A 21,326-nucleotide genomic window follows, 5' to 3' on the forward strand; every position below is an offset into this window, starting at 1 on the left:
TATTATCAGATTACGGTGGCAAGGTAAATCATTTTTTGAAAATTCGCAGCATATAAGGTGAAGCCGAGCCAGCGAATTGTTTATTACTGATACGAGCAGCGATTACATACTTTAGGAGGGAGATGCTTTAAAGCCTTACTAACTTGTATCACATCGGATGAGAGAGGCGATTCAACTGAGATGGCTCACAGCTTCCGCGCTTGCAATTGTGATGGTAGTCAGCTTAGTCGGCTGCGGATGGCAGCTGGACAGAGACAAGGACAAGGAACCCGTGATCGAGACGGAGGAGTCCCAAGTCACCCTCTCCAAGCACATGACCGAGCACCAAAAAGATCGATTTCAAATGTTCGTCGCACGGGTCGTGCGTGACCGAAACAACTTGACGCCTGAGACCATCAGGCAGTTCTGGGAGCTCGTCGATGAAGTCAAGGCGACGGACGAGGAAGTAGCGACGATGAAGGATTTGCTTGCAGGCCCAATTGTCCTCTATATGAAATTTTTCTTCGACGATGCCCTGATCGCACTGTCGCAAGGGATTCCTTACAAATCACCAGAACGCGAACAATATGAGCAGCATTTGAAATCACTCCAAGCCATTACGGACGAGAGAATTCAGCAAAATGATGAGCTTATGGCTCAAATCGCCTCGAGAGAACCGATTCTCAAAGGTGGAGAAGCGATTGATGAGCTGATCATCCGAGATGCGCTAATGAATGTGAATGAAGCCATCAATTCCATTACGATTTTGTTCACAAGACCTGAATGAAGAAGGCTGCCTGGTCAACACCGACCGGCAGCCTTTCGTTTATCTATGAATGGTTTTATTCGCTTCGATCTCTGTCGTCGCCAGCAAATTCCGAATCATGATCGCATCATGCTTGCTGCTTGCTTCTTCAATTACGCAGGTCAGCTCCGCGAAACGCTCCTTGGTCACGGCGATTCGCTCTTCCAGCTTCCGAATATCTTGCAGCATGGCATCAGAACGTGTCTTGCTCGTGTACGCCTGCTCAAGATAGCGCTTCGCCGCCTCCGCATCCTGCTGAGCAGCGGCTTGTTCCGCTTGCTCCCGAAACTGCTGCTGCTGCTTCTCAATAGCTTGACGTCTATCTTTTGCTGATAACAGCTCAGACTCTAGCCGGCTCACAATAACGGCAAATTCGCGCAGTCGTTCATTTGCCGCTTCAAGATAGACCTCGAAGGAGACAGCCTCCTCTTCCTTATACGTCAACGTTCGGCATAGGTGGATCATTCGATTTATTAGTCCCATAATTGCTCTCCTGCCACTCCATTAGTCGTCGCAATATTTTCGCTCATCTGCGGATTGGAAAGTAGGCTGTGTAATAAATCGGCCCGGCTCGCCGTCATCTCCGTATTCGAACACAAACACATGCCCTCTAGGAATAACATGGCCTAGCACATTCACCGAATCCATTTGCACGCGGTACACAGCCGGGAATGGACAGCAGTACCAATACGAATCTTCCTTGATATGGCCGCGCTTTAGCAGCTCTTCAACGGTCGTTTCATATTCACGCTCTACTCTCGTCTCAATGAAATTCTCCCAGTGCTCGACAAGATCGCGCTCCGCTTGGAGGTACTCCCCTGCCTTGCGGATTTCACTAATAGCAATCTGCGAAGTCACTTTCCAGAGGTCGTTTGAGTCCAGCTTGCACGGGATGACGCCGTTCGGGCCAGGTAAAGCCGTTGGCATGTTCTTCAGCATCTCAGGGTCCTTCAACCCTTGCGCGACGAGGATGTAATTCGATAACGCCATCCAATACTGCTCTTCCGCATCCTCGTGGCTCTCCTCCGAGACACGTCGTCCATTCGAGATCGTGCCCACGATAGAATCGCCGGCTTGCTTGCGCGTTCTCGCTTCTTCGTACAGCAGAATCGCTTCCTTGTACGTCTCCTTCTCACCTCGGGCAACGGACACTTCGAGCGCGAGCAGCTCCTCGAGTCCAGCGGCAGCTCTTCTCAGTCCGGCGATGTGCTGTTCCGGGCATGGCTTCGGACCTTCAATCTGAGTGCCGAGCCGAATCGGCAGCTTCATGCGCGCAGAGTTCGAGAACGCAGCTTCCTGTCTTGCGGCGACCATAATATCGGGCAGCATGCCGTACCAGACGTCTGCCTGATCATGCGTTACAATCGGCACGGCCTTAGGAACAGCGCCATCAAGCGCATCGCCGAGCAGCTCATCAGCCATAATTTGAATGCTTCGTGCAGCCTGCACGATCGCTTGAGCACGCGCAGAGGTACTCTCTGCCAGCTCGACATGAAGCGAATAGACCTGCTCTCCAAGCCTTTTGTAGCTTTCCAGATGTTCAATTGGACATAATTTCTGCCCGGAGAATTGCTCGCGGAACCAATCCATTACTCCCATGTGGCATGCTGCATTCATGCGCATGAATCCAGTCCCCTCCTCGCCGAACGAATAGCCAGGCTGCAGAATGACCTTCGCCTTGTAGGCGAAGAACTGTTCGAGCGCAGACATGCTCAGCTTGAGATCCAGGCAGTCCAACCAAATGAGATACGTCCCTTCCGGTTGTATGACACGTATTTGTGGCATTCGTGCTTTGAAGAACTCGGTAACGAGGTGAATGTTGCTCTGCAAATAGATAAGCAGTTCGTTCAGCCATTCTTCACCCTCACGATAAGCCGTTTCAAGCGCGAGGCTACCGAACGTGTTCGGCGAGTCCAGCCCAAGCCTATTCAATGCATGATTGTACTGTGCTCGTAACGTATCGTTCGGAATAATAACGGTTGCTGCGTGCATGCTTAGTAAATTGAACGTTTTGCTCGGGGCGACGCAGGTGATCGAACGAGCTGCAAGATCTGCCGAGATCGAGCTGAAAGGGATATGCTCGCTGCCCTCATACACAAGATCAGCATGAATTTCGTCCGATACGACGAGCAGGTTATATTTCACACTAATTTGTCCTAATCGTTCCAGCTCCTCACGCCGCCACACCCGGCCGATCGGATTGTGCGGGCTGCATAGGATGAGCATCGTCACAGTCTGATCAAGCTCAAGCATCGCTTCCAAACCATCCAAATCCATCGTGTAGGTATGGGTGTCATTCTAATAGTGAAGTGGATTATTGACTGCGATACGTCCCTGATTAGCGATAATTCTAGCGAAATTGTAGACAGGCGCTTGAAAGATAATTTTATCTCCTGGCTTTGTGAACGTCTCTATGAGGATTGACAGTGCGGCGATCATATCAGGGCTATGCGCAATCCACGCCGGATCAATGCGCGCCACTGATGCCGTCTATCCAACCAATCGGTTATCGCTTCGAGATACGAATCCGGGCGGAACGAGTAGCCGAATATACCGTGCCGGACTCGCTTCTGCAAAGCCTCTACCACTTCCGGTGGCGCAGCAAAATCCATATCTGCCACCCACATCGGAATCGTATCTTCGATTGGACCATAGCTGGCAGCGACGCCATCCCACTTGAAGCTAGAGCTGTTCCGGCGATCAATGACACGGTCGAAATCATAACGCATGCGTTTGCCTCCCACTGTATCCATTGTCCTATCGATTCGAGCAAAAAGAACCGCTAAGCTAATTAGCTTACCAGCTCTTCTTGTTGCTTGCGCAATCCTGTCGCTCTGCTGAAGCTTTTACGATTGCTGCTCAACATGGATCGTCCCGCAGTGAGTGCCAAGCCTAGCAGAACAAGCCCCATGCCTGCACTGAAGCCGTAGTGCTCCAGCCAAAACGGCATCGCACTCATCTTCCGATAGATTTCTCCGCCGAGAATCGGGCCCAGGAATCCGGTAAAGCCTGTCAACGCTGCAAAAACAGCCACATAGATGGTCCGTTCCGAGCCAGGCGCTTCTTCTATCGTGAAATTGAACGTTAGCTGTGTGAAGCCGCCAGTACCAACCCCTAGAAGCATATGCACCAATATGAGTACCGGAATCGCCGGAAGCCATGCAATTGCACCCCATAACATGCAGGCTGCAGAGATAATTGGTAATGTCCACAACAGCACACGCTTCGTCCCGTACTTGGCATTCAAGTTGCCCCACACATAGTAGCTCGCCATCATAACGACCATTTGGATCGTCGTAATGATCGTTACCCACTGTATGCTAATGGTGAGCACATCCTGCATCACATAGGAGAACAGCGGAACCGCCATGTTCTGGAAGAAGATCCATGCAGCAAGGAATAAGGTCGCGCGAAGAAATGAACGGTCCCTGAGCGGCTTCACAAGCAGCTTCAATTTCTGGGATTCCTGTGATTTCTCGAAGGGCAGATTCGGATAATTGAACAAATGATAACCGTTCCAAACCATACATACTGCCGCAATGGCATACAAGACGATAAATCCGTTCTGCTTCGAGAACAACTCCAGTAATTGACCACCTGCAAGCACAGCTAATGCGGCAAGTCCACCGACAATCGTGTTCCTAATGCCCATGTACCGTCCTCGCACCTGTGCGGGAATCATGTCGCTGATGAGCGATGCCCAGATGACGCCTGCAATGTTCGAGCATAAATACGAAAGCAAATATAACGTTATGAATGTATATACCCAATAGCTCTGGGGAAGTACGAACGGGATCAGCCCTGTCAGTACCCACAGGACCCGGTATAGAACGCCGTAACCGAATACATATGCTCGCCGATTATCGACATTATGAGTAATAATCGCTGTGAATATTTGCGCCAGGTTGGCGAATGCGGGAATCGCAAGCGCGAAGCCGATCTGTGCCGATGATGCGCCAAGATACAGCATGAATCCGGTCAGAAACGGTCCTCCGAGAATGCTTCCAAGCATCCCTCCCGAAATGCCCTCGCTCGTAATCAATTTTAAATATTTTCGGCTGTCCGATTGTTTCCTGAATTTGGTGAATCGTTTCGTCCAAGTCATCATTTTACCCCTGATAAATATATTGTTTCTCTAATTTAAACGATTCACCGAATTTTGTATACCATAACAAAAAGGGCTGCCCAACAAGGCAGCCCAGTACGTAAATTAGTGCATTATGATGTAATTCGAATTTGCTTCTTCGTTCCATCCCAATCGACTTGATGGCCGATAAGCTCCGTAATATCTCGTAATGGCAGTAGCAGCGAGTTATCGACAATTCGTGAACTTGTGATCGCTACCGTAGAGCCTCCAACGCTCACTGTTCCGGTTAAAGCCTTGTGCGTGATGGTCCGAGAGCCAATGATCGCAGTAACTGTCTTCGTCTGCTCATCCCAGCCCACTTGTGCGCCTAGAAGCTCAAACACCTCTCGCATGGGGATAAACACTCGGGAATCCATCATCAATAGCTCATGATCGAGCTTCACCGACTTGCCATCGAGTAACAGCGATCCTGCAAAATAATGCGTGACCGGATAATCATTCTGCTCTGCAATCGTGGCAAAATCCAGCTTCGATGTCGTAACAATGACCTTCGTGCCAATTACAATCTGCGGATACAGCCAATGGATTTCGTCATTCAGCATGCGAATGCAGCCGGCGCTGACGTACTTGCCAATCGACTTGCTATTGTTATTCCCGTGTATGGCGTAAGTCGTACCATACGTCGCGCCTACCTGCAGCCCCAGCCATCGGTCCCCGAGCGGGTTCGTTGGATCGCCGCCTGCGATATGGTCTTTGTAATACGGTCTGTTCTTGATCTTGTTCACAATCTTGAACGAACCTTCTGGTGTCAGATCAGGCGACCTTCCTGTCCCCACCGAGAACGTTTTAACGAGCTCGCCGTCGATATAGAACGCCAGTTTATTCGTTCCTTTGTTGACAATGATTAGCTCGTTCTTACTCCCTGCTGCGTTCGTGTTAACTGGGACAAGGAATACCCCAATGAACGCGAGGAGAATCGTGAGCACGACTGACTTTGCAAGGTACGGTTTCAGAAGTATACAACCTCCCATTCATATTTTGAATATTAATCAATATATGACTGGACAAGTAGTTGATGATTAGAAATTGTAGCCGTAATTATCAATTTTCCACCCGTATTTTGTTTTTACAAGCACTGCTGTCGCATTTCGGTCATAACTGCCGCCGCTATATTCCTTCTTCTGCTTCTGCACAATCTTGATACGGTTCTTGTCTGTCGAGATATTGAATTGTACCGGCGCGTTCGTGAATTTAGGCAGAAGCCAGACATTATCTTCGTTCGTCTGGTAAATCGGCTTGTATCCGAAGCCATAGTCATACTTCAATCCGTTGCGGATAAAACCGGAAACGATATTGTTGCTGAAGGAAGGCTTCATCTTCGCGCGTACTGTGTCGAACTCGTAGTAGCCTGACATTCCAATCTGCATCGTATAGGCTTTCTTCAGCATAGCAAGTGCTTGCGCAGAAGTTAAAGATCCAACCGGCTTACGCGTGCTGTCCAGCTTGCCGTCACTGCCATATTGCGAAGCAACATAGGTTAATTTATTCACATTCCACTTATAAATGACTTTTCCTACCGGATATTCCGCGTTGCTCAGCTGCTCATTGCCAAGATCATACTCGTTGTTCAGGCCGACAAACTCTTCATAGCCGTCGCCGTTAATGTCCTTCATATAGACGCCGTTAGGCATCGAATACGACATATAAGCTGAACCGACTCGCTTAAACACGCCATATTTGGTCGTATACACTTCCGCATCGATGTAGCTATTACCGAAGGAAACGACCGCGAGGCTCGTTTTGTAGCGCGGATTTTTGATCGTTCTTACTGTGACATAGGAATCGTAAATATAATCGCTGGAGTAGAGCTTCTCGAACTGGAGCTTCTTCGTCGTTCCAAGGCTGTAAACGCCAAGGTAGAAATCAGTATTGGAATCCATTGGATGCTTGATCCAGACGACCACTTCCCGACTGTTGTCATTGTTCAGATCGGTAATAATGGAATCAACGTCTGCGGCCGTGAATCCGCTTTGTTTCGCGAATGCTGAGATAATAAGTGCGACGTTTTTCTGTAGATCGGCTTTTGCGTCGGCTTGCGCGACAGAAACCGGCAGAAGTGTGAGAATGAGTGCAAAAGTGAGCATGAATAGAGTAATTCGCTTGTTCATAGTTCCTCCCAATTATCTTTCATATCGATAGATTGAATATGTATTAAGAATCAAATCCCCACTCGTACACCTTTTCCCCCCTACTCGTATTTAAAAATGTTGCACTTATGGGCATTTTTACCTAAGTGCGATTCTAGCACATGTTTTATCTATCAACAATAACTAATTTGGAAGTTTTGTCCATGAGAAAGAGCCCAGGAAGAAGTCTCATGGACATCTCTTCGGGCTCTCTGCAAGCCTGGTCGAGATCAGGCTCTCTTTTTCGGATACATTTTGGCGTATCGCATAATGCGTTTGAAGATCGTTTTATCGGGAAGTTTCTTGAACACGTACGGGTCCGGGCTCGTGTTCACTTCCAATATCCATAGACGCAGTGATTGATCGAGTGCTACGTCGAGCCCTATTTCATAGACGCCAGGGAATGCTTGCTGCATCGCCTTGCCTGCTTTTACGCCAAGCTTGGACAAGGAATGCAATTTAGGATAAACATAGTTCGTATGCTCTGCGAGCAATCGGCTTGCTGCGACAAGCTTGCCACCGCCATGAAAGTTGGTTACGATTCTGTTCTTGGCCGCAACTCTTCCGATAATGCCCGTCGTCTCCCATTGCCGGTTTGGCGAATACTGGGCCATGACGCGTATGTCAAATCTTCGGCCATTATGCTTGAGCAGCCTTATCCCTTTCTGGACAAGATATCGTTTCTTGCGAGTTTGCACTAGAATGGACCGGTACATGTCATCGAAATGTGTGAAGCTGCGGATACGATCTTGCGATTGAAACTGATAGCCCGCTGTTGTGCGTTCCACTCGCATGACACCATTCCCATGCATGCCAACGACTGGCTTCACATAGACCATCTCATATTTTCTCAATAACGAATGAAGCGATGATTTGGACAATTGGGCGGTTTCGGGCACGTATTCTGATAATTCTCGCTCCCTCATGAGTGCAGCGGTCTTCTTCCATTTGCTCCCCACATAACGCGTCATGATGTTCCCCCATCTTCAACCGATTGTTTGCCTACGCTTCTTGCGTACCGTACCGATAAAGCTGTAAATACAGTATTCGGTTCATGACGCTGCGTTGTTAGGCTTCTATCGTTAGGGACATAAATTTAAGAAATGATGAGCGCATTCGCAACTTGACGCATGATGGTTGAAACAGCGACATCCGCTGAGTTCGGTATGCTCGCTTGAAGCGTTCGTTTGATCATTTGGCGCAGCCTATCCGGACTGCGCAGTAATCCCATAAGAAGCATCGGCACATCCTGCAGCTCATCGGCACGCAAAGCCGCACCGCAAGCGGTAAGATAAGCGGCATTATCCTCCTCCTGTCCTGGGAGCGACTGAACGAGCACCATTGGCAGACCAGCAGCTAGCGCTTCAGATGAAGTAAGACCTCCTGGCTTCGTGATGAGCAGGTCGGATGCCGCCATAAACTCAGGGATATGCTCGGTGTAGCCCGTAATGAGTGCCGGGATGCGATTCGAGAGGACCAGCTGAGTGAGCTCTGATTGAAGCTTCTCATTACGTCCACATACGACAATGAACTGGACACCGCCGCTAAGCAACCGATGTGTGCTGCGAATCGTTTCGCCGATTCCGCGAGCGACCAGCCCTTCCCCACCGCCCATAATCATTATAGTTGGCATATCGGGCTGTAACCTGAACAGCTCCCGTGCGGCTTGTCTTGGCAGCAAGCTGTAGAAGGCTGATTTGACAGGAATTCCTGTGACTGCGATCCGGCTCCCGGAGATGCCCACTTGTCGCAGACGTTCAGCAACAGAATTGCTCCCGACGAGATAGAGATCAGTATGCGGATACAGCCAGTAGCTGTGATCCGTGTAATCCGTAATGACCGTCGTGCAGGGAACCTTCACGAGACCGGCCCGCTTCAATATAGAGACCGCGCCTGCGGCGAGCGGAAACGTAGACACAATTGCCGATGGCTTCATTCGGTCGATGAGTGAATGCAATCTGTGAAGTCCAAGCTTCTGAATGGTCTTGAATGTATTCGAAATTGCGCCTTGCTGCCTCGTCCTTCGGAAGAGAAAACCGTATGTCCGCGGAAAATGATGAATGCTGCGCAAATACATATATTTACTGACGGGACTAAAGATCGGATGCGTGACGGACATGACGTCAACGATCTGTACAGCTAAGTGAGGATGCTGCTGCTGCAGCGAGTCCTTCAGCGCTTCAGCCGCTCTCAGATGGCCTGCTCCGTAATCTCCGGTCAGAATGAGCACAGCTCCCTGATTACTCATGTCATGCCGCCTCCTTCTGGATTTTTCGCTGACTAGTGATTGATGAGCAGATAAACGAAGAACACAGCCGCAAGCACGAAACGGTAGTATGCAAACGGCGCAAGCTTCAGCTTCTCAAGCAGCTTGAGGAATGTAATGACCGCGAGCAATGCCACGATGAAAGCCACGATGAACCCTGTCGCGAAGAAGCCCGCGTCCGAAGCGTTTAGCGTATCGTAGCTCTTCAACAGCTCATAGCCGCTCGCTGCGAACATCATCGGAATCGCGATCAGGAAGGAGAAATTCGTTGCGGCCCGATAGCTGATCCCTGTCAGCAAACCGCCAGCAATCGTCGCGCCAGAGCGCGAGAAGCCCGGCCATAAGGCTAAGCATTGAAACAAGCCGATCTGCAGCGCTTGTTTATACGAGATTTGATCGATGCCCTCGGCCTGAACAGCCACTTGCTTGCGCTGACCGATCAGCATGAACACCCCACCAAACACAAGTCCAGCTAGTACCGTATAGGGTGAGAATAAGTAGTCTTTGATAAAAGAATGCAAAATTAAGCCAAGCGCCATTGCTGGGAAGCAAGCAATAATCAGATGCAGCAAATTCAGCTTATGTTCTGGCTGCTGGGATGAGGCTGCTTGTAACCCATCACCGGAATCCGGCTTGATACGCGTAAGCCCAAGCAAATTGAGAATACGTCGCCAGTAAATGACGGCAACAGCCAGTATAGCGCCGAGCTGAATGATGATTTCGAACGTATCGGCCTTCTCGCCTGTGAAGCCGAGCAATTTGCCTGAAAGAATTAAATGTCCTGTCGATGAGACAGGTAGAAATTCCGTTAACCCTTCGATGATACCTTGGATCACGGCATTAATAACGTGTGGCATAACTGTTCTGATGCTCCTTCCGAATGTTGAACAACTTCAACAACTTCAATGATCAGGTCAACCTTTAAACCGATACCCAGTGCCCCAGACCGTCTCAACGTATGTCGGATTCCCTGAGTCCGCCTCGATTTTCTCACGGATTTTGCGGATGTGAACAGTGACGGTTTGCAGATCTCCCATTGCATCCACGCCCCAAATTCGTTCGAACAAATGCTCCTTCGTAAACACTCGGTTCGGATAACTAGCGAGAAAATAGAGAAGATCGAATTCCTTGGTCGTCAGCACGGTTTCCATTTCATTGACCAGTACACTACGGGTATCAGGATCAATATATAAACCGCGAATGTGAATGTCATTCTTCGTCTCCTTCGTGCCGATCAGACGATCATACCGCGCGAGGTGAGCTTTCACTCTGGCAACAAGCTCCGCAGGCTTGAACGGCTTCGTAATATAATCGTCCGCGCCTATTCCGAGGCCTCTAATTACGTCGATATCCTCGCGCCTTGAGGTGACCATTAGAATCGGAACGTCCCTCTTCTCGCGAATTCTTTTGCAAACGTCGAAGCCGTTCATCTTTGGCAGCATCAAATCGAGAATGATCAAGTCGAATGAACCATTCAAGCAAAGCTGCAGCCCCTGCTCGCCGTCTGCTGCGATATCGACTTTAAACCCGCTGATCTCAAGATAATCCCGCTGCAGCTCCGAGATTGTAACATCATCTTCGATGATTAGAATTGATTTCATACGCTCGTACTCCCTTGTTTAGTGGGGATCGTCAATTGAATCGTTGTACCTTCAGTCAGCTTGCTTATAGCAGCAATGGCACCGCCATGGCCTTCCATGATTTGTTTGGCAATGGCAAGCCCTAGGCCGCTTCCTCCTGTATTGACGTTGCGTGACTGATCAACTCGATAGAACCTCTCAAAAATATGCTGAAGCGAAATCGGTTCAATACCAGTCCCATTATCCATTATTTCAATCACCGCAGCATCCGGATGCTGATATGCGCCTATACGAATTACCGGCTCTGCTTTATCCATATACCGCTCACTGTTCTGAATAATATTGTTCAGAACACGCCGGAAATGGTCGCGGTCCATCGTAACGATGACATCGTAGGGCAGTTGAATATCGATTTGCAGCGCGATCCCTTTCTTCTCCAGCTCAAACTGCAGCTCCTCCGACCAATCTTGCAGAAACGGCATAAGAGCGACCTCTTCGAACTGGAATGGCTGACGATTCAAATCCAGCTTCGAGTATAGGAACAGCTCGTTGATAAGATGATCCAGCTGATCGGCTTTCATTGCGATCGTCCGCATATATTTGTGATTCTTCTCCGGCGTATCGGCAACCCCTTCCATAATGCCGTCAACGTATCCGCGAATGGCAGTCAACGGCGTTCGTAGATCATGGGAGATACTTGCGAGCAGTTCTTTGCGGTTCGCTTCGTACTGCTGCTGTACCTCTAGCGACTTCTGGAGCCTCGATCGCATCTCTTCGAATGCGGTTCCAAGCTGACCAATCTCATCTTTGCGCGCGACATCGAGCTGAAAGTCAAGCCGTCCTTCCTTGATCTCACGAGCCGCTTTCCGAAGCGCTTGCAGCGGTTTGATAATATTCTTCGACATGTACGTCGTCAGAATCACATGCGTCCCGATCAGTATAATAAGCAGGCCAACAAACATCGCACCAAAATATTGATGAATGAAATATACAACCGGATTAATCTCCGTAATGATGAACACGGTGCTCTTCTTCTTGTCGATGCTAAGGAAGTCAAACTGAATAAACTGATAGTCCATATTGCCGAGTCTACGCACATGGTCACGTGTAACGGTATTCGGGCCCTTATAGGTCGGCAAGCTTGTCATAAGCTCCGGTGTTTGTCCGATTATAGCCGAGTCATAGACAATGCTATCATCCATTCGAATAATCATGCCTGCATCGTTCTTTCGCAACTCTGTCGTCAATTCATCCAAATATTTAGAGTCTTTCATCAGCTCAGGATCACGCTCAATGGAACGTTTCATCTCCTTCGCGACATGCTCCACGACCTCATGGTCGAACATATTTTCCGTCGACTCATATGCCCCTTGAACAGACGATAACTCCCCTCGGAGCGAGACGAGCAGCAGCGACGTGATTACCATAATTAAAACAAGCGGGATGAACAGCATGGCCGCGTAGGATACTAATAGTTTCAAGCGAATTGACATGCAGCTCTATTCTCCTCGTAATTGACAGCTTCTTAGCTTCGATAAGCGTACAGGATGCTTCTTAATTATGCGTGAACCTTTTCTTAAAAATGTATGAACAAAAATCCCGCCAGTTATTTGGGTGGGATTGACCGGATTGACGGGATTCATCACTTGCATGAACTGAACCTTTTTATACACTTGGAAGTACACCCACACTGCATTAATGAGTAGCAGCGCGCTAGTTATGAGGAAGACATATTCGACGCCAAACCAAGCAGCCACTTGACCACCAAGCAGCGAGCCGATGAATACGCCCAAATACGCCGCGCCCATGCTCAGTCCGAACACGCGCCCGGTAATTGCCGCAGGTGTAATCCGTTTAATAATTGTATTCACAGCCGGCATAAGTCCCGCTGACGACAAGCCGAGAATGAAACGAAGCACCATCAACTGCCATGGACTCGTGACAAAAGCTTGCGGGATAAACGTCACGCCAGCAACAATTAGCGCAGCGAGAATTACCTTGTGCGTACCGATACGGTCAGCCAGCTTGCCAAGCCTCGGAGCTGCGATAATATTCGCAATCCCGGAAGCGGAGAAGATGACGCCTGCAAGCAGCGCAACATGATGAGAGCTGCTCGAAAGCTTCGTCACATAGACCGTCAACACCGGCTCGACAGAGTACAGTGCAACCGTCAGCACGAAGAATGTTACGAGCATCATGACAGTTAAGCTCTTTTGCGGTACGGCTTCCCACACTTCCTTCATGCGAAGCGTCTTCTTATGCTGACGCGTGAAGTTTTCTTGCACGAAGAACAATGTCGTAAGGAATGCGACCATCATGAGAGCGCCGGTAATGAAGAACACGTTCTGCATTCCGAAGTTTTCTGCAATAAAGCCGCCGATTGTCGGTCCAAGCAGCGAACCTGCGATACTCGATGTCGAGAGCGTTCCCAGCGCCCAACCGGCATGCTCATTATCTGTCTGCGTTGCGATGAGCGTCGTACATGCGGTGCCGTAGCCTGTAATGATCCCTTGCAGCATGCGCAAGCCGATCAATACATACACATGATGGGCGAATCCCATACTGAAGATAACGATTGCCATGCCGAGGCTCGCGCGCAGAAGCATCGGCTTCCGACCAAACTTATCGGCTGCTTGCCCCCATATCGGCGAGAAGATCGCCGATATGATGAAGGTGATGCCGAAGGCGATGCCTGAGTATTGGGAGATCGCATCTGTATCGCTGACGCCAAGATGCTTAATATAGAGCGGCAATACCGGCGCAATCTGGCTCATGCCGATGCTCGTGACGAACATCCCGAACCAGCAAACGAATAAATTTCTTTTCCAAATGGGCATAGCGATCAGCCTACGCTTTCAAGCTGTCGATCCACGTGTCAACGGTTAGCACATTCGCCTGCCGCGGGAATACTTTCTCCGTCAGTACGCGATGAACTTCCGCGTCTGCATCGAGGCAAGCATCAGACAATACTTGGATGACAAAATCTTTATCTGCCGCTTCACGAAGGGTTGACAATACAACCCCGCTAGTTGCAACTCCACTTAAGATGAGCGTGTCGATCTGGCGCGAGCGCAGAATGACCTCAAGATCGCTACCGGCAAACGCACTCACGCGTTTCTTCGTAATCACATGCTCGCCGGGCTCTGGCTTCACCGCTTCGTGAATTTGAGTAGCGAGATCATCCACAGTCATGCCGCCAAAATTCGCAATCTGTGAAAAGGCTTTGTTACGTGGACTAACGTCTGGATAGCCTTCACGGAATGCGACCCGAATGAAATAGACAGGTATGTTATGTTTGCGGGCAGTTTCGACTGCCTTCTGAAAGGGCAGCAGCTGTTCCTCGTTCTGCGCGAAACGGGAAACGATTCCGTTCTGTAAATCCATAACTAATAGTGCAGTATTGCCAGTAGGTGTAGCCATCTGTGTACACTCCTCTTCGTTTATGATAGCATTAAGCGGAGAACTCTCCTCTTCATATTAAATGGAGACATCTCCACTTGTCAATGCAGGTTCGAGCATAGAACTTTTACCATAGGGCGTGAGCATACATTGAGTGAATTCGATAAATCGAATAAATCCGACAACCCAATCCCACCACGCACTGAACGTCGAGATGCAGCAGAGAACCGGCAGCGCATCTTGGACGCTGCACTTCATTTATTTGAGCAACATGGTGTCGAGCAAGTCAGCATGAACCAAATTGCAACGGAAGCCCGGATCGGCCCCGGGACGCTGTACCGGCGCTATCGCAACAAGAGCGAGCTCTGCCTTGATCTGATCAAAGACAATATCGTTATCTTATTCGAGGATATTGAAGCCTACTTGGAGCAAAATCGAGGAGCGTTGCCCGAAGCGCGGCTTAAGGGCATTCTCACCCTATTTATCCGCTTCAGAGAAACGAAGACGCAGCTTGTCACTGGTGTTGAAGATACAGCACAGACCAGCAAGCCGAAGTCACGAACCCGCAGTCCGCTATACGATGAGCTGCATGGGCTGCTTGTTAAACACTTCGACGAGATAGAGGCAACGGGACAGCAGAAGCAGAAGCAGAAGCAGCAGGAGCTGAGTCCTCCGAACAGCGTGTTCAAAGCTGATCTCCTGCTCACGGCTCTTAGCAGCGACTCCTACTTGTTCCAACGTGATGTACGTGGCTATTCGGCGGATGAGATTGTGGAGCATTTGTGCTCGACCTTTATTGGCAAATAATAAGGACGCCCGTGTGATGGGCGTCCTTATTGCTGTCTGTTTTTATTATTTTAGAGGAGATCCTTAATGAGCCATCTCGCCCCGTCCATGAGATCATCTGCTATATAATCAGGTGATGCCTGGTCATACCACTTATGCCGGTAGGTATCGAGCGACTTCTGCCCCCATCCTGTCTTGACGAGAACCTTGCGCGCGCCAACAGCCGCAGCAGCAAGCATGTCCGTGGATCCCACATCGCCAATGACTGCACAGTTCGTCAGATCGAGTTGATGCTCCTCTGCAGCAAGGTGCAGCATACCTGGACGTGGTTTATGGCAACCGCAGCCCTCTTCCGGCTCATGCGGACAAATATACGAAGCGTCAAATCCATATGACTCGAATTGCTCCATGAACTCCTGCTCAGTCGCAAGCCCTTTGGCTATATTATGCTGATTCGTGAAGGCGATCACTTTAATGCGGTGCTTCTTCAATAGGAGTAAAGCCTCCTGAACGCCCGGGAATAACTCAAACTGACGCGGATGGATAAAATGTCCCGTTCCTCCGATGGTGCCATCCCGATCAATGAATACAGCCTGCAAACTAGACAAGTGAACCCCTCCCAGCATACCAATTACAATCCATCGAGTGGTCATTGACCATCCCGCTCGCCTGCATGAATGCATAGCAGATTGTCGAGCCGACGAATTTGAAGCCACGTTTCTTCAGATCCTTACTCATCGCTTCCGATTGCGGCGTCGTAGCGGGAACCTCAGCCTTCGACTGCCAATGATTGTGAACCGGCTCACCGCCGATGAACTGCCAAATGTACGCATCGAAGCTGCCATATGCAGCCTGTACCTTCAAGAAGCATTTTGCATTCGTAATCGCAGATTGGATCTTAAGCCGATTGCGAATGATTGCAGGATTGCTCATCAGCACTTCTACCAACGCATCGTCATAAGCAGCAACCCGCTCCGGATTAAACCCGTCGAAGGCTTCCCGATAACCTTCGCGCTTCTGCAAAACCGTATACCAACTGAGTCCCGCTTGAGCCCCTTCAAGAACGAGCAGCTCGAACAGCTTCTGATCGTCATGGACAGGAACGCCCCACTCATGATCATGATAGTCCATATATAACGGGTCCTCGTTGACCCAGGCACAACGTGCAAGTGTACGCTCAGGCGGCATGCTACCTATACATCCTCTCAGATCTTACTTATTAACGAGATTAATTAATGAATGACGTAGGCCATGATAAGCCTCTTCCCAGCCCATCTTTGTATAGAAGCGCATCGCATCCAGCCCTTTGAAGTAGCTTGCGCCTAACATTCGCTCTTCGAAATTCGGGATTTCAAATCCCTTCTCTTGAACGTGCTGCTGATACGCTGCAACTACATCCAGCTCACCTAATGTGCCGCTCAGCGTCTCCAGATCGAGCAGATAATCGCCATACACGCAGTTGCCATCTATAACCCCTGTGATCCGATCTCCGCTCGACATAATATTCCAAGGTTGAAAGTCGCCATGGACAAAATGTCGATGTGGTTCATTAAACGGAGCATAATGCAGCAGCCTTGCGTAACACTCGTCGAACACAGACTTTTCCAGAAAAGTCGTCTTGAAGAGATCATACCATCCTTCCCAGAAGTTACCCGTCTGGTCCTCCGCGAAGAAAGACTCGATATGTGCCATCCATGTCGGAGATGCTCCGTTGCCATCCGGCTTGATCCAGCCGTAGCCACGCGTCTTATCCACCTGCACTTCATTCATCTGTGCCAAAATCCGGATTAGCTCAGGGAGCTGCGCCTTCTTCTGTTCATCTGTACAATCAATCAACATGGACCCAGGCACACGCTCAAGAATGGAAAAGGATAATTCATTGACCTGACCTTGTCCAAGGCAACGTGGGAAAGGCACACCATGACCTGTTAAGAGTCCCGACACGAAACGCTCGGTATCGTAAGCGCCTGCCAGATCGCTGAACTTGATGACTCCCTCTCGCCCATCAAACCGAAACGAGAATACACGGCTAAGATTCCCGCCTGTCATTGGCATGAGCTCGGTGATAAGGCTAGTCCCTAACTGCATAGTCAGGATCTGTTCGATCTCTGTCGTTTGGATAATCGGTTTCTCATATGCGGTCATACTAGCTTCACCTGCTCCCCATCATATTTACATTTACAGGAAATAGTGTACCGCAAAAATAAAAAGGGCGATAGACATTTAGTGCTGTCTACCGCCAACAAACGATTCCGAACCTTGAACTCACGTCCCGCAATACGTCCGATAAGGTCGTCCGTTCTGTGAAGGCAACTCCGCATACGCCTCCTGCTCGGGCGAATGCGCGAACGGGTTCGAGAGCACTGTGAGCAGTTCCTCCATGACGCTGAAGTCACCACGCTGCTCCGCTGCTGCGAGCGCCTCCTCTACCCGGTGATTGCGCGGGATAACGGCAGGATTGCTGCTTCGCATAAGCTGATGACTCGCTTCCGGTGACTCCGTTTGCCTTCCGAGTCTCGACTGCCACAGCTCCAGCCATGCTGCGAAATCAGCACTGCACGACATGACGATCTCGTCCAATCGGCCAAAAGTTAATGCACGGAACGTATTCGTGTAGTCCGCGCCTTGCTGCTGCATCAAACGAAGCAATTCTTCGATGAGTTTCTCGTCCTCTGCCTCTTCGCCGAATAGGCCTAGCTTCGCTCGCATACCTGCTAACCAGTGCCCGTGATATAGCTCTGCAAACTTGCCAAGCGCTTCTTCCGCAAGCTTAACCGCTTGCTCCTCATCGGAATGGAGCAAGGGCAGCAGCGTTTCGGCGAAACGAGCAAGATTCCATACCGCGATCTTCGGTTGGTTGCCATAGGCATATCGCGCTTCTCTGTCGATGGAACTGAATACCGTATCGAGACTATAGACGTCCATAAAAGCACACGGACCATAATCGATCGTCTCGCCGCTAATCGCCATGTTATCCGTATTCATAACGCCATGTATAAAGCCGACAAGCATCCAGTTGGCAATCAATGAGGCTTGCCGCTTGATCACTTCCTGCAGCAATGCAAGATATCGATTCTCATCATTGGCAATCTCAGCATAATGCCTCCGGGTAGTATAATCCGCTAGCTCGCGAAGCTCATCAACATGTCCCTTCGCTGCTGCATATTGAAACGTACCTACCCGCAAATGGCTGGCGGCGACACGAGTCAATATCGCGCCTTGCAGCTCACTCTCTCGGATAATCGACTGGCCTGTCGTCACGACTGCCAAACTCCGTGTCGTCGGGATACCAAGCGCGTGCATCGCTTCGCTAATGATATATTCACGCAGCATCGGACCAAGCGCCGCGCGCCCATCCCCGCTTCTGGAATAAGGCGTCGGTCCCGAACCCTTCAGCTGAATATCGAACCGTTCACCTTCCGGCGTAATTTGTTCGCTAATCAGCAGCGCCCGACCATCGCCGAGCATGTTGAAATATCCGAACTGATGTCCGGCATAGGCCTGCGCCAGCGGTGCAGCACCTTCTGGGACTTCATTACCGGCAAACACAGCAAGCGCCGCATCCGTTCTTAACGCATCTGCATTTAACCCAAGCATTGCTGCTACTGGCTCATTCAGAATGGTCAGTTTTGGCGCGCGCACTGGCGATGGTTTCATTCGTGTATAGAAAGACTCCGGCAAGCGGGCATAGCTGTTATCAAGGTTCCAGCCCGCTTCACCCGCAGTTTGTTGGTCAGACATTCTATCCCTTCTCTCTTGGCAAAACTTCATTAGCTCTATTCTAGTTGAATCGTCTGAAAATAACCATACGTTCAATGTTGCCTCACGCCCATCACCAGCCAACAGATAAATAAAGCCCGGACAATGAAGTCCGAGCTTTCGTATACTTCGCTGAAATTGCTAATCTAATGCACAACGATGCAAGCTTTTCCATTATAATTGTTAATGAGCTTAACAATATGCATTCATGACGGGAGCGAGATACCATGATGACGAAAGCCGCACAGATGGACAATCTTATTGAAGCAAGCGCCGCCAACATCAGCAGCACGGAACTGCTTGCGATGATCCACCAAATCTTCAACATTGACCTTGGCACATTACCGCTAACGCCTCTCCCACAATCGGTCCTGGAAGCTTATCTTGAGCAAGCAGCAGGATCAGTAACAGGACCGGACGTCCGCAGAATGCTGAACGAAACGCTCGCGGTCAATCTGGATGCGCTGTCTGGTTTGGAAGGCGCGCGAATCTCGCTTTTCTCGAAAGGACATTGGATGCTGCAGCAGCAAGGCGATTTGTTCATCGTACATACCGGGGCCGGAGACGTCGACGTCACCATTACGCCAACCGCATATTACGCGCAGCAGACTAGTTCGATCTCCATGCCGCATGAGCTACTGGAAGCGCTTGTCCAGCTCGGATTTACGTATGATCAAGACAGCTCAAGCTGCAGCTATGCGGATCCATCTGGCAAACCCGTCTCTGATGCCTTCAAAGGGCAAACCATGCGAAGTCTTATCACCTTCATCCGCACTTCATGTGCAAGCCTTTAACATCCAATCGGTTATTTGCCGAAGGACGACAAAAATTTCACACGATCACCCATTGGAGGCGTGTTATTGTCTTTCAACACGACCTCCACAATTGCTGGTCCGTTCAAGGCTAGCAACGGATCGATGCTAGCTTGCTGAAGCTCGTCCATACCCGTTATCCGCAGGCTTGGAATGCCCATCGCTGCGGCCATACCCGCAATATCCACCGCTTCCTGTTCGAAGGCATGGTGCGTTCGCTTGAACTGAAGCGAATGTCCGTGGTAGACCATGCCAAGACGCGCATTGTTAATGATCACGAATAGGATGGGCAAGCCAAGCTCCTTCGCCGTCAGGATGTCCATGCCATGCATAAAGAAGCAGCCGTCACCAGTCACGCAGACGACAGGTCGCTCCGGCTCTGCCAGCTTGGAGCCAATCGCGGAGGCTATGCCGGTTCCCATCGCCCCGAAATGAACGTTGATATTATATGTATCCTTATCAAGCACTTTCATATGATGGATGACGTAGGACATAAACTCCCCGATATCCACCGTGTACCGTGTATCCACAGGCAAGCACTGTTGAAGCTGCAGCAGCACATTCCTTGTCGTATATTCTTCGGTGATAACTTGAGGGGTTTCTGCGCCACCGTGATCATCCGCATGCACGCTTCTCTCCGGAATTCCAAGCGTTCTTAATTCCTCAATTAGCATGAGCAGGCTTAAATGGATATCCCCTAGCACCGGCAGGTCAATTCTGTATTTACGATTGAACACGGTCTGGTCGAAATCAAGCTGAACCGTGTATCGGCCTTTCGTTAAATTCGTATTGTAATTATTCGTCGCCGTCTCACCAAGACTGGAGCCTACGATAAGCAGTGCGCCGCTGCTGTCCTCGGTGATCAATCGCGATGCAGCCTCATGTCCTGCAAAGCCGAACACACCGACATATTGCGGATGGCTCTCAGGTATATAACCTTTCGCCTGAGGTGTCGTCACGATCGGCCAGCCTAGCAATTCTGCCAGCTCTAGCAAGGAGTCAACGGAGTCTCTGACGCCTTGCCCAACGAAGATACAGCCGCGCTTCTTCTCGCGCAGTGCCTTCGCCGCTTTCTCAATGTCAGCGAGGGCTGGAACGATTGGTTTTCTCGGTAATAATGGCGGGATAATGGGCAGGCCAATATCCGCATGTTGAACGTCAATCGGAAGGGCTACATGTACAGGTCCAGGGACACCGGAGATCGCGATTTGGCACGCTCTGGCTACCTCGCGAAGCACATCCTTCGCTTCTGTGACCAGCACGCTGTATTTGGTAACCGGGCGAAACACGGGGCTAACATCAAGCTCCTGTGAAGCGTTAAGCCCCATCGTTCCCACTGGCACCGCTCCCGTCAGAAACAACACCGGCAGATGCTCACGCATTGCATTCGCTGCGCCTGTGACCAAATTGGTCGCGCCAGGGCCGCTGCAGCCAATGCTCACACTGAGCCGGCCTGTGTACTTCGCATATGCGGCCGCCATATACGAAGCGGCTCCTTCATGTTTAGTTACGACTGGCGTGATCTCTGGCATATCGTATAGCTCGTCAAATATTGCGTTGACCGAGCCTGCTGGAATGCCAAACAGATGCTCCACACCATTTTCCTTCAAAAACTCCAAAACGGCTCTAGCTGCTCTCATTGAAGCTCGCCTCCATATCGCCTAATT

General features: G+C 50.0%; 21 protein-coding genes. 3 read left to right on the forward strand and 18 right to left on the reverse strand.

Going from position 1 to position 21,326, the window contains the following annotated elements:
- Positions 1–157 precede the first annotated feature (157 nt).
- Positions 158–766 carry a hypothetical protein gene (locus BMY11_RS15560; RefSeq protein ID WP_090577738.1) on the forward strand — a complete coding sequence of 203 codons (609 nt, stop codon included), beginning with the start codon at positions 158–160 and terminating at the stop codon, positions 764–766.
- 39 nt (positions 767–805) lie between these two features.
- Here the strand turns inward: BMY11_RS15560 and BMY11_RS15565 are convergent, their stop codons facing one another.
- The 13 genes from BMY11_RS15565 to BMY11_RS15620 all read right to left on the reverse strand — a co-directional run bounded on the left by BMY11_RS15565 (position 806) and on the right by BMY11_RS15620 (position 14,323).
- Positions 806–1,267, reverse strand: coding sequence for a hypothetical protein (locus BMY11_RS15565; RefSeq protein ID WP_090577740.1), 462 nt, complete (start codon positions 1,265–1,267; stop codon positions 806–808).
- A 21-nt stretch (positions 1,268–1,288) separates the two neighbouring features.
- Complete coding sequence (locus tag BMY11_RS15570) at positions 1,289–3,037, reverse strand: MalY/PatB family protein (protein WP_256217537.1); 1,749 nt, start codon at positions 3,035–3,037, stop codon at positions 1,289–1,291.
- A gap of 182 nt (positions 3,038–3,219) precedes the next feature.
- Positions 3,220–3,513: a beta C-S lyase family protein gene (locus tag BMY11_RS29090; RefSeq protein ID WP_218150191.1), complete on the reverse strand. Its 294-nt coding sequence runs from the start codon at positions 3,511–3,513 to the stop codon at positions 3,220–3,222.
- A gap of 62 nt (positions 3,514–3,575) precedes the next feature.
- Entirely contained in the window at positions 3,576–4,796 is a 1,221-nt protein-coding gene (locus BMY11_RS15575) for an MFS transporter (RefSeq protein WP_177182670.1), read from the reverse strand.
- A gap of 206 nt (positions 4,797–5,002) precedes the next feature.
- Positions 5,003–5,857, reverse strand: a complete 855-nt coding sequence (locus tag BMY11_RS15580; protein WP_256217524.1) for a L,D-transpeptidase family protein — start codon at positions 5,855–5,857, stop codon at positions 5,003–5,005.
- A gap of 93 nt (positions 5,858–5,950) precedes the next feature.
- Complete coding sequence (locus tag BMY11_RS15585; protein ID WP_090577746.1) at positions 5,951–7,039, reverse strand: hypothetical protein; 1,089 nt, start codon at positions 7,037–7,039, stop codon at positions 5,951–5,953.
- A gap of 248 nt (positions 7,040–7,287) precedes the next feature.
- A complete protein-coding gene (locus BMY11_RS15590; RefSeq protein ID WP_090577748.1) occupies positions 7,288–8,028 on the reverse strand; it encodes a YheC/YheD family protein in 741 nt (246 codons plus the stop codon).
- 125 nt (positions 8,029–8,153) lie between these two features.
- Entirely contained in the window at positions 8,154–9,305 is a 1,152-nt protein-coding gene (locus tag BMY11_RS15595; protein WP_090577750.1) for an MGDG synthase family glycosyltransferase, read from the reverse strand.
- 32 nt (positions 9,306–9,337) lie between these two features.
- On the reverse strand, positions 9,338–10,180 hold the full coding sequence (locus BMY11_RS15600; RefSeq protein WP_090577753.1) for an undecaprenyl-diphosphate phosphatase: 843 nt from the start codon (positions 10,178–10,180) through the stop codon (positions 9,338–9,340).
- 57 nt (positions 10,181–10,237) lie between these two features.
- Complete coding sequence (locus BMY11_RS15605; protein WP_090577755.1) at positions 10,238–10,924, reverse strand: response regulator transcription factor; 687 nt, start codon at positions 10,922–10,924, stop codon at positions 10,238–10,240.
- On the reverse strand, positions 10,921–12,396 hold the full coding sequence (locus BMY11_RS15610; RefSeq protein WP_090577757.1) for a sensor histidine kinase: 1,476 nt from the start codon (positions 12,394–12,396) through the stop codon (positions 10,921–10,923). The genes BMY11_RS15605 and BMY11_RS15610 overlap by 4 nt, the downstream gene beginning before the upstream one ends.
- A gap of 6 nt (positions 12,397–12,402) precedes the next feature.
- Complete coding sequence (locus BMY11_RS15615) at positions 12,403–13,740, reverse strand: multidrug efflux MFS transporter (protein WP_090577759.1); 1,338 nt, start codon at positions 13,738–13,740, stop codon at positions 12,403–12,405.
- Positions 13,741–13,750: 10 nt separating this feature from the next.
- Complete coding sequence (locus BMY11_RS15620) at positions 13,751–14,323, reverse strand: cysteine hydrolase family protein (RefSeq protein ID WP_090577761.1); 573 nt, start codon at positions 14,321–14,323, stop codon at positions 13,751–13,753.
- 129 nt (positions 14,324–14,452) lie between these two features.
- On the opposite strand from BMY11_RS15620, the gene BMY11_RS15625 reads away from it, so the two are divergent.
- Entirely contained in the window at positions 14,453–15,109 is a 657-nt protein-coding gene (locus BMY11_RS15625) for a TetR/AcrR family transcriptional regulator (RefSeq protein ID WP_256217526.1), read from the forward strand.
- Positions 15,110–15,159: 50 nt separating this feature from the next.
- Here BMY11_RS15625 and BMY11_RS15630 read toward each other — a convergent pair whose 3' ends face one another.
- From BMY11_RS15630 to BMY11_RS15645, 4 genes are all read right to left on the reverse strand, one after another.
- Positions 15,160–15,696 carry an HAD-IIIA family hydrolase gene (locus tag BMY11_RS15630; protein ID WP_143069281.1) on the reverse strand — a complete coding sequence of 179 codons (537 nt, stop codon included), beginning with the start codon at positions 15,694–15,696 and terminating at the stop codon, positions 15,160–15,162.
- Positions 15,689–16,276 (reverse strand): DNA-3-methyladenine glycosylase I, encoded by a 588-nt coding sequence (locus tag BMY11_RS15635; protein ID WP_090577764.1) that lies wholly within the window; start codon positions 16,274–16,276, stop codon positions 15,689–15,691. Before BMY11_RS15635 ends, BMY11_RS15630 begins: the two co-directional genes overlap by 8 nt.
- A 24-nt stretch (positions 16,277–16,300) precedes the next feature.
- Positions 16,301–17,233 carry a phosphotransferase family protein gene (locus BMY11_RS15640; protein ID WP_090577766.1) on the reverse strand — a complete coding sequence of 311 codons (933 nt, stop codon included), beginning with the start codon at positions 17,231–17,233 and terminating at the stop codon, positions 16,301–16,303.
- A 120-nt stretch (positions 17,234–17,353) separates the two neighbouring features.
- Positions 17,354–18,829: a protein adenylyltransferase SelO gene (locus tag BMY11_RS15645; RefSeq protein WP_090577768.1), complete on the reverse strand. Its 1,476-nt coding sequence runs from the start codon at positions 18,827–18,829 to the stop codon at positions 17,354–17,356.
- A 245-nt stretch (positions 18,830–19,074) separates the two neighbouring features.
- Here BMY11_RS15645 and BMY11_RS15650 point away from each other — a divergent pair, with 245 nt between their 5' ends.
- Positions 19,075–19,641 carry a hypothetical protein gene (locus BMY11_RS15650; protein ID WP_090577770.1) on the forward strand — a complete coding sequence of 189 codons (567 nt, stop codon included), beginning with the start codon at positions 19,075–19,077 and terminating at the stop codon, positions 19,639–19,641.
- 11 nt (positions 19,642–19,652) lie between these two features.
- Here the strand turns inward: BMY11_RS15650 and BMY11_RS15655 are convergent, their stop codons facing one another.
- Complete coding sequence (locus tag BMY11_RS15655; protein WP_090577772.1) at positions 19,653–21,299, reverse strand: thiamine pyrophosphate-binding protein; 1,647 nt, start codon at positions 21,297–21,299, stop codon at positions 19,653–19,655.
- Positions 21,300–21,326 lie beyond the last annotated feature (27 nt).

Origin of the sequence: Paenibacillus sp. OV219, from assembly GCF_900110075.1 — a bacterium.
Taxonomy (GTDB): domain Bacteria; phylum Bacillota; class Bacilli; order Paenibacillales; family Paenibacillaceae; genus Paenibacillus_Z.

Excerpts from the sequence above, each read along its gene's own strand:
- BMY11_RS15560 (WP_090577738.1), top strand. The coding sequence starts at position 158 with ATGAGAGAGGCGATTCAACTGAGATGGCTCACAGCTTCCGCGCTTGCA.
- BMY11_RS15565 (WP_090577740.1), bottom strand. The coding sequence starts at position 1,267 with ATGGGACTAATAAATCGAATGATCCACCTATGCCGAACGTTGACGTAT.
- BMY11_RS15570 (WP_256217537.1), bottom strand. The coding sequence starts at position 3,037 with ATGCTTGAGCTTGATCAGACTGTGACGATGCTCATCCTATGCAGCCCG.
- BMY11_RS29090 (WP_218150191.1), bottom strand. The coding sequence starts at position 3,513 with ATGCGTTATGATTTCGACCGTGTCATTGATCGCCGGAACAGCTCTAGC.
- BMY11_RS15575 (WP_177182670.1), bottom strand. The coding sequence starts at position 4,796 with ATGCTTGGAAGCATTCTCGGAGGACCGTTTCTGACCGGATTCATGCTG.
- BMY11_RS15585 (WP_090577746.1), bottom strand. The coding sequence starts at position 7,039 with ATGAACAAGCGAATTACTCTATTCATGCTCACTTTTGCACTCATTCTC.
- BMY11_RS15590 (WP_090577748.1), bottom strand. The coding sequence starts at position 8,028 with ATGACGCGTTATGTGGGGAGCAAATGGAAGAAGACCGCTGCACTCATG.
- BMY11_RS15595 (WP_090577750.1), bottom strand. The coding sequence starts at position 9,305 with ATGAGTAATCAGGGAGCTGTGCTCATTCTGACCGGAGATTACGGAGCA.
- BMY11_RS15600 (WP_090577753.1), bottom strand. The coding sequence starts at position 10,180 with ATGCCACACGTTATTAATGCCGTGATCCAAGGTATCATCGAAGGGTTA.
- BMY11_RS15605 (WP_090577755.1), bottom strand. The coding sequence starts at position 10,924 with ATGAAATCAATTCTAATCATCGAAGATGATGTTACAATCTCGGAGCTG.
- BMY11_RS15610 (WP_090577757.1), bottom strand. The coding sequence starts at position 12,396 with ATGTCAATTCGCTTGAAACTATTAGTATCCTACGCGGCCATGCTGTTC.
- BMY11_RS15615 (WP_090577759.1), bottom strand. The coding sequence starts at position 13,740 with ATGCCCATTTGGAAAAGAAATTTATTCGTTTGCTGGTTCGGGATGTTC.
- BMY11_RS15620 (WP_090577761.1), bottom strand. The coding sequence starts at position 14,323 with ATGGCTACACCTACTGGCAATACTGCACTATTAGTTATGGATTTACAG.
- BMY11_RS15635 (WP_090577764.1), bottom strand. The coding sequence starts at position 16,276 with ATGCCGCCTGAGCGTACACTTGCACGTTGTGCCTGGGTCAACGAGGAC.
- BMY11_RS15640 (WP_090577766.1), bottom strand. The coding sequence starts at position 17,233 with ATGACCGCATATGAGAAACCGATTATCCAAACGACAGAGATCGAACAG.
- BMY11_RS15645 (WP_090577768.1), bottom strand. The coding sequence starts at position 18,829 with ATGTCTGACCAACAAACTGCGGGTGAAGCGGGCTGGAACCTTGATAAC.
- BMY11_RS15650 (WP_090577770.1), top strand. The coding sequence starts at position 19,075 with ATGATGACGAAAGCCGCACAGATGGACAATCTTATTGAAGCAAGCGCC.
- BMY11_RS15655 (WP_090577772.1), bottom strand. The coding sequence starts at position 21,299 with ATGAGAGCAGCTAGAGCCGTTTTGGAGTTTTTGAAGGAAAATGGTGTG.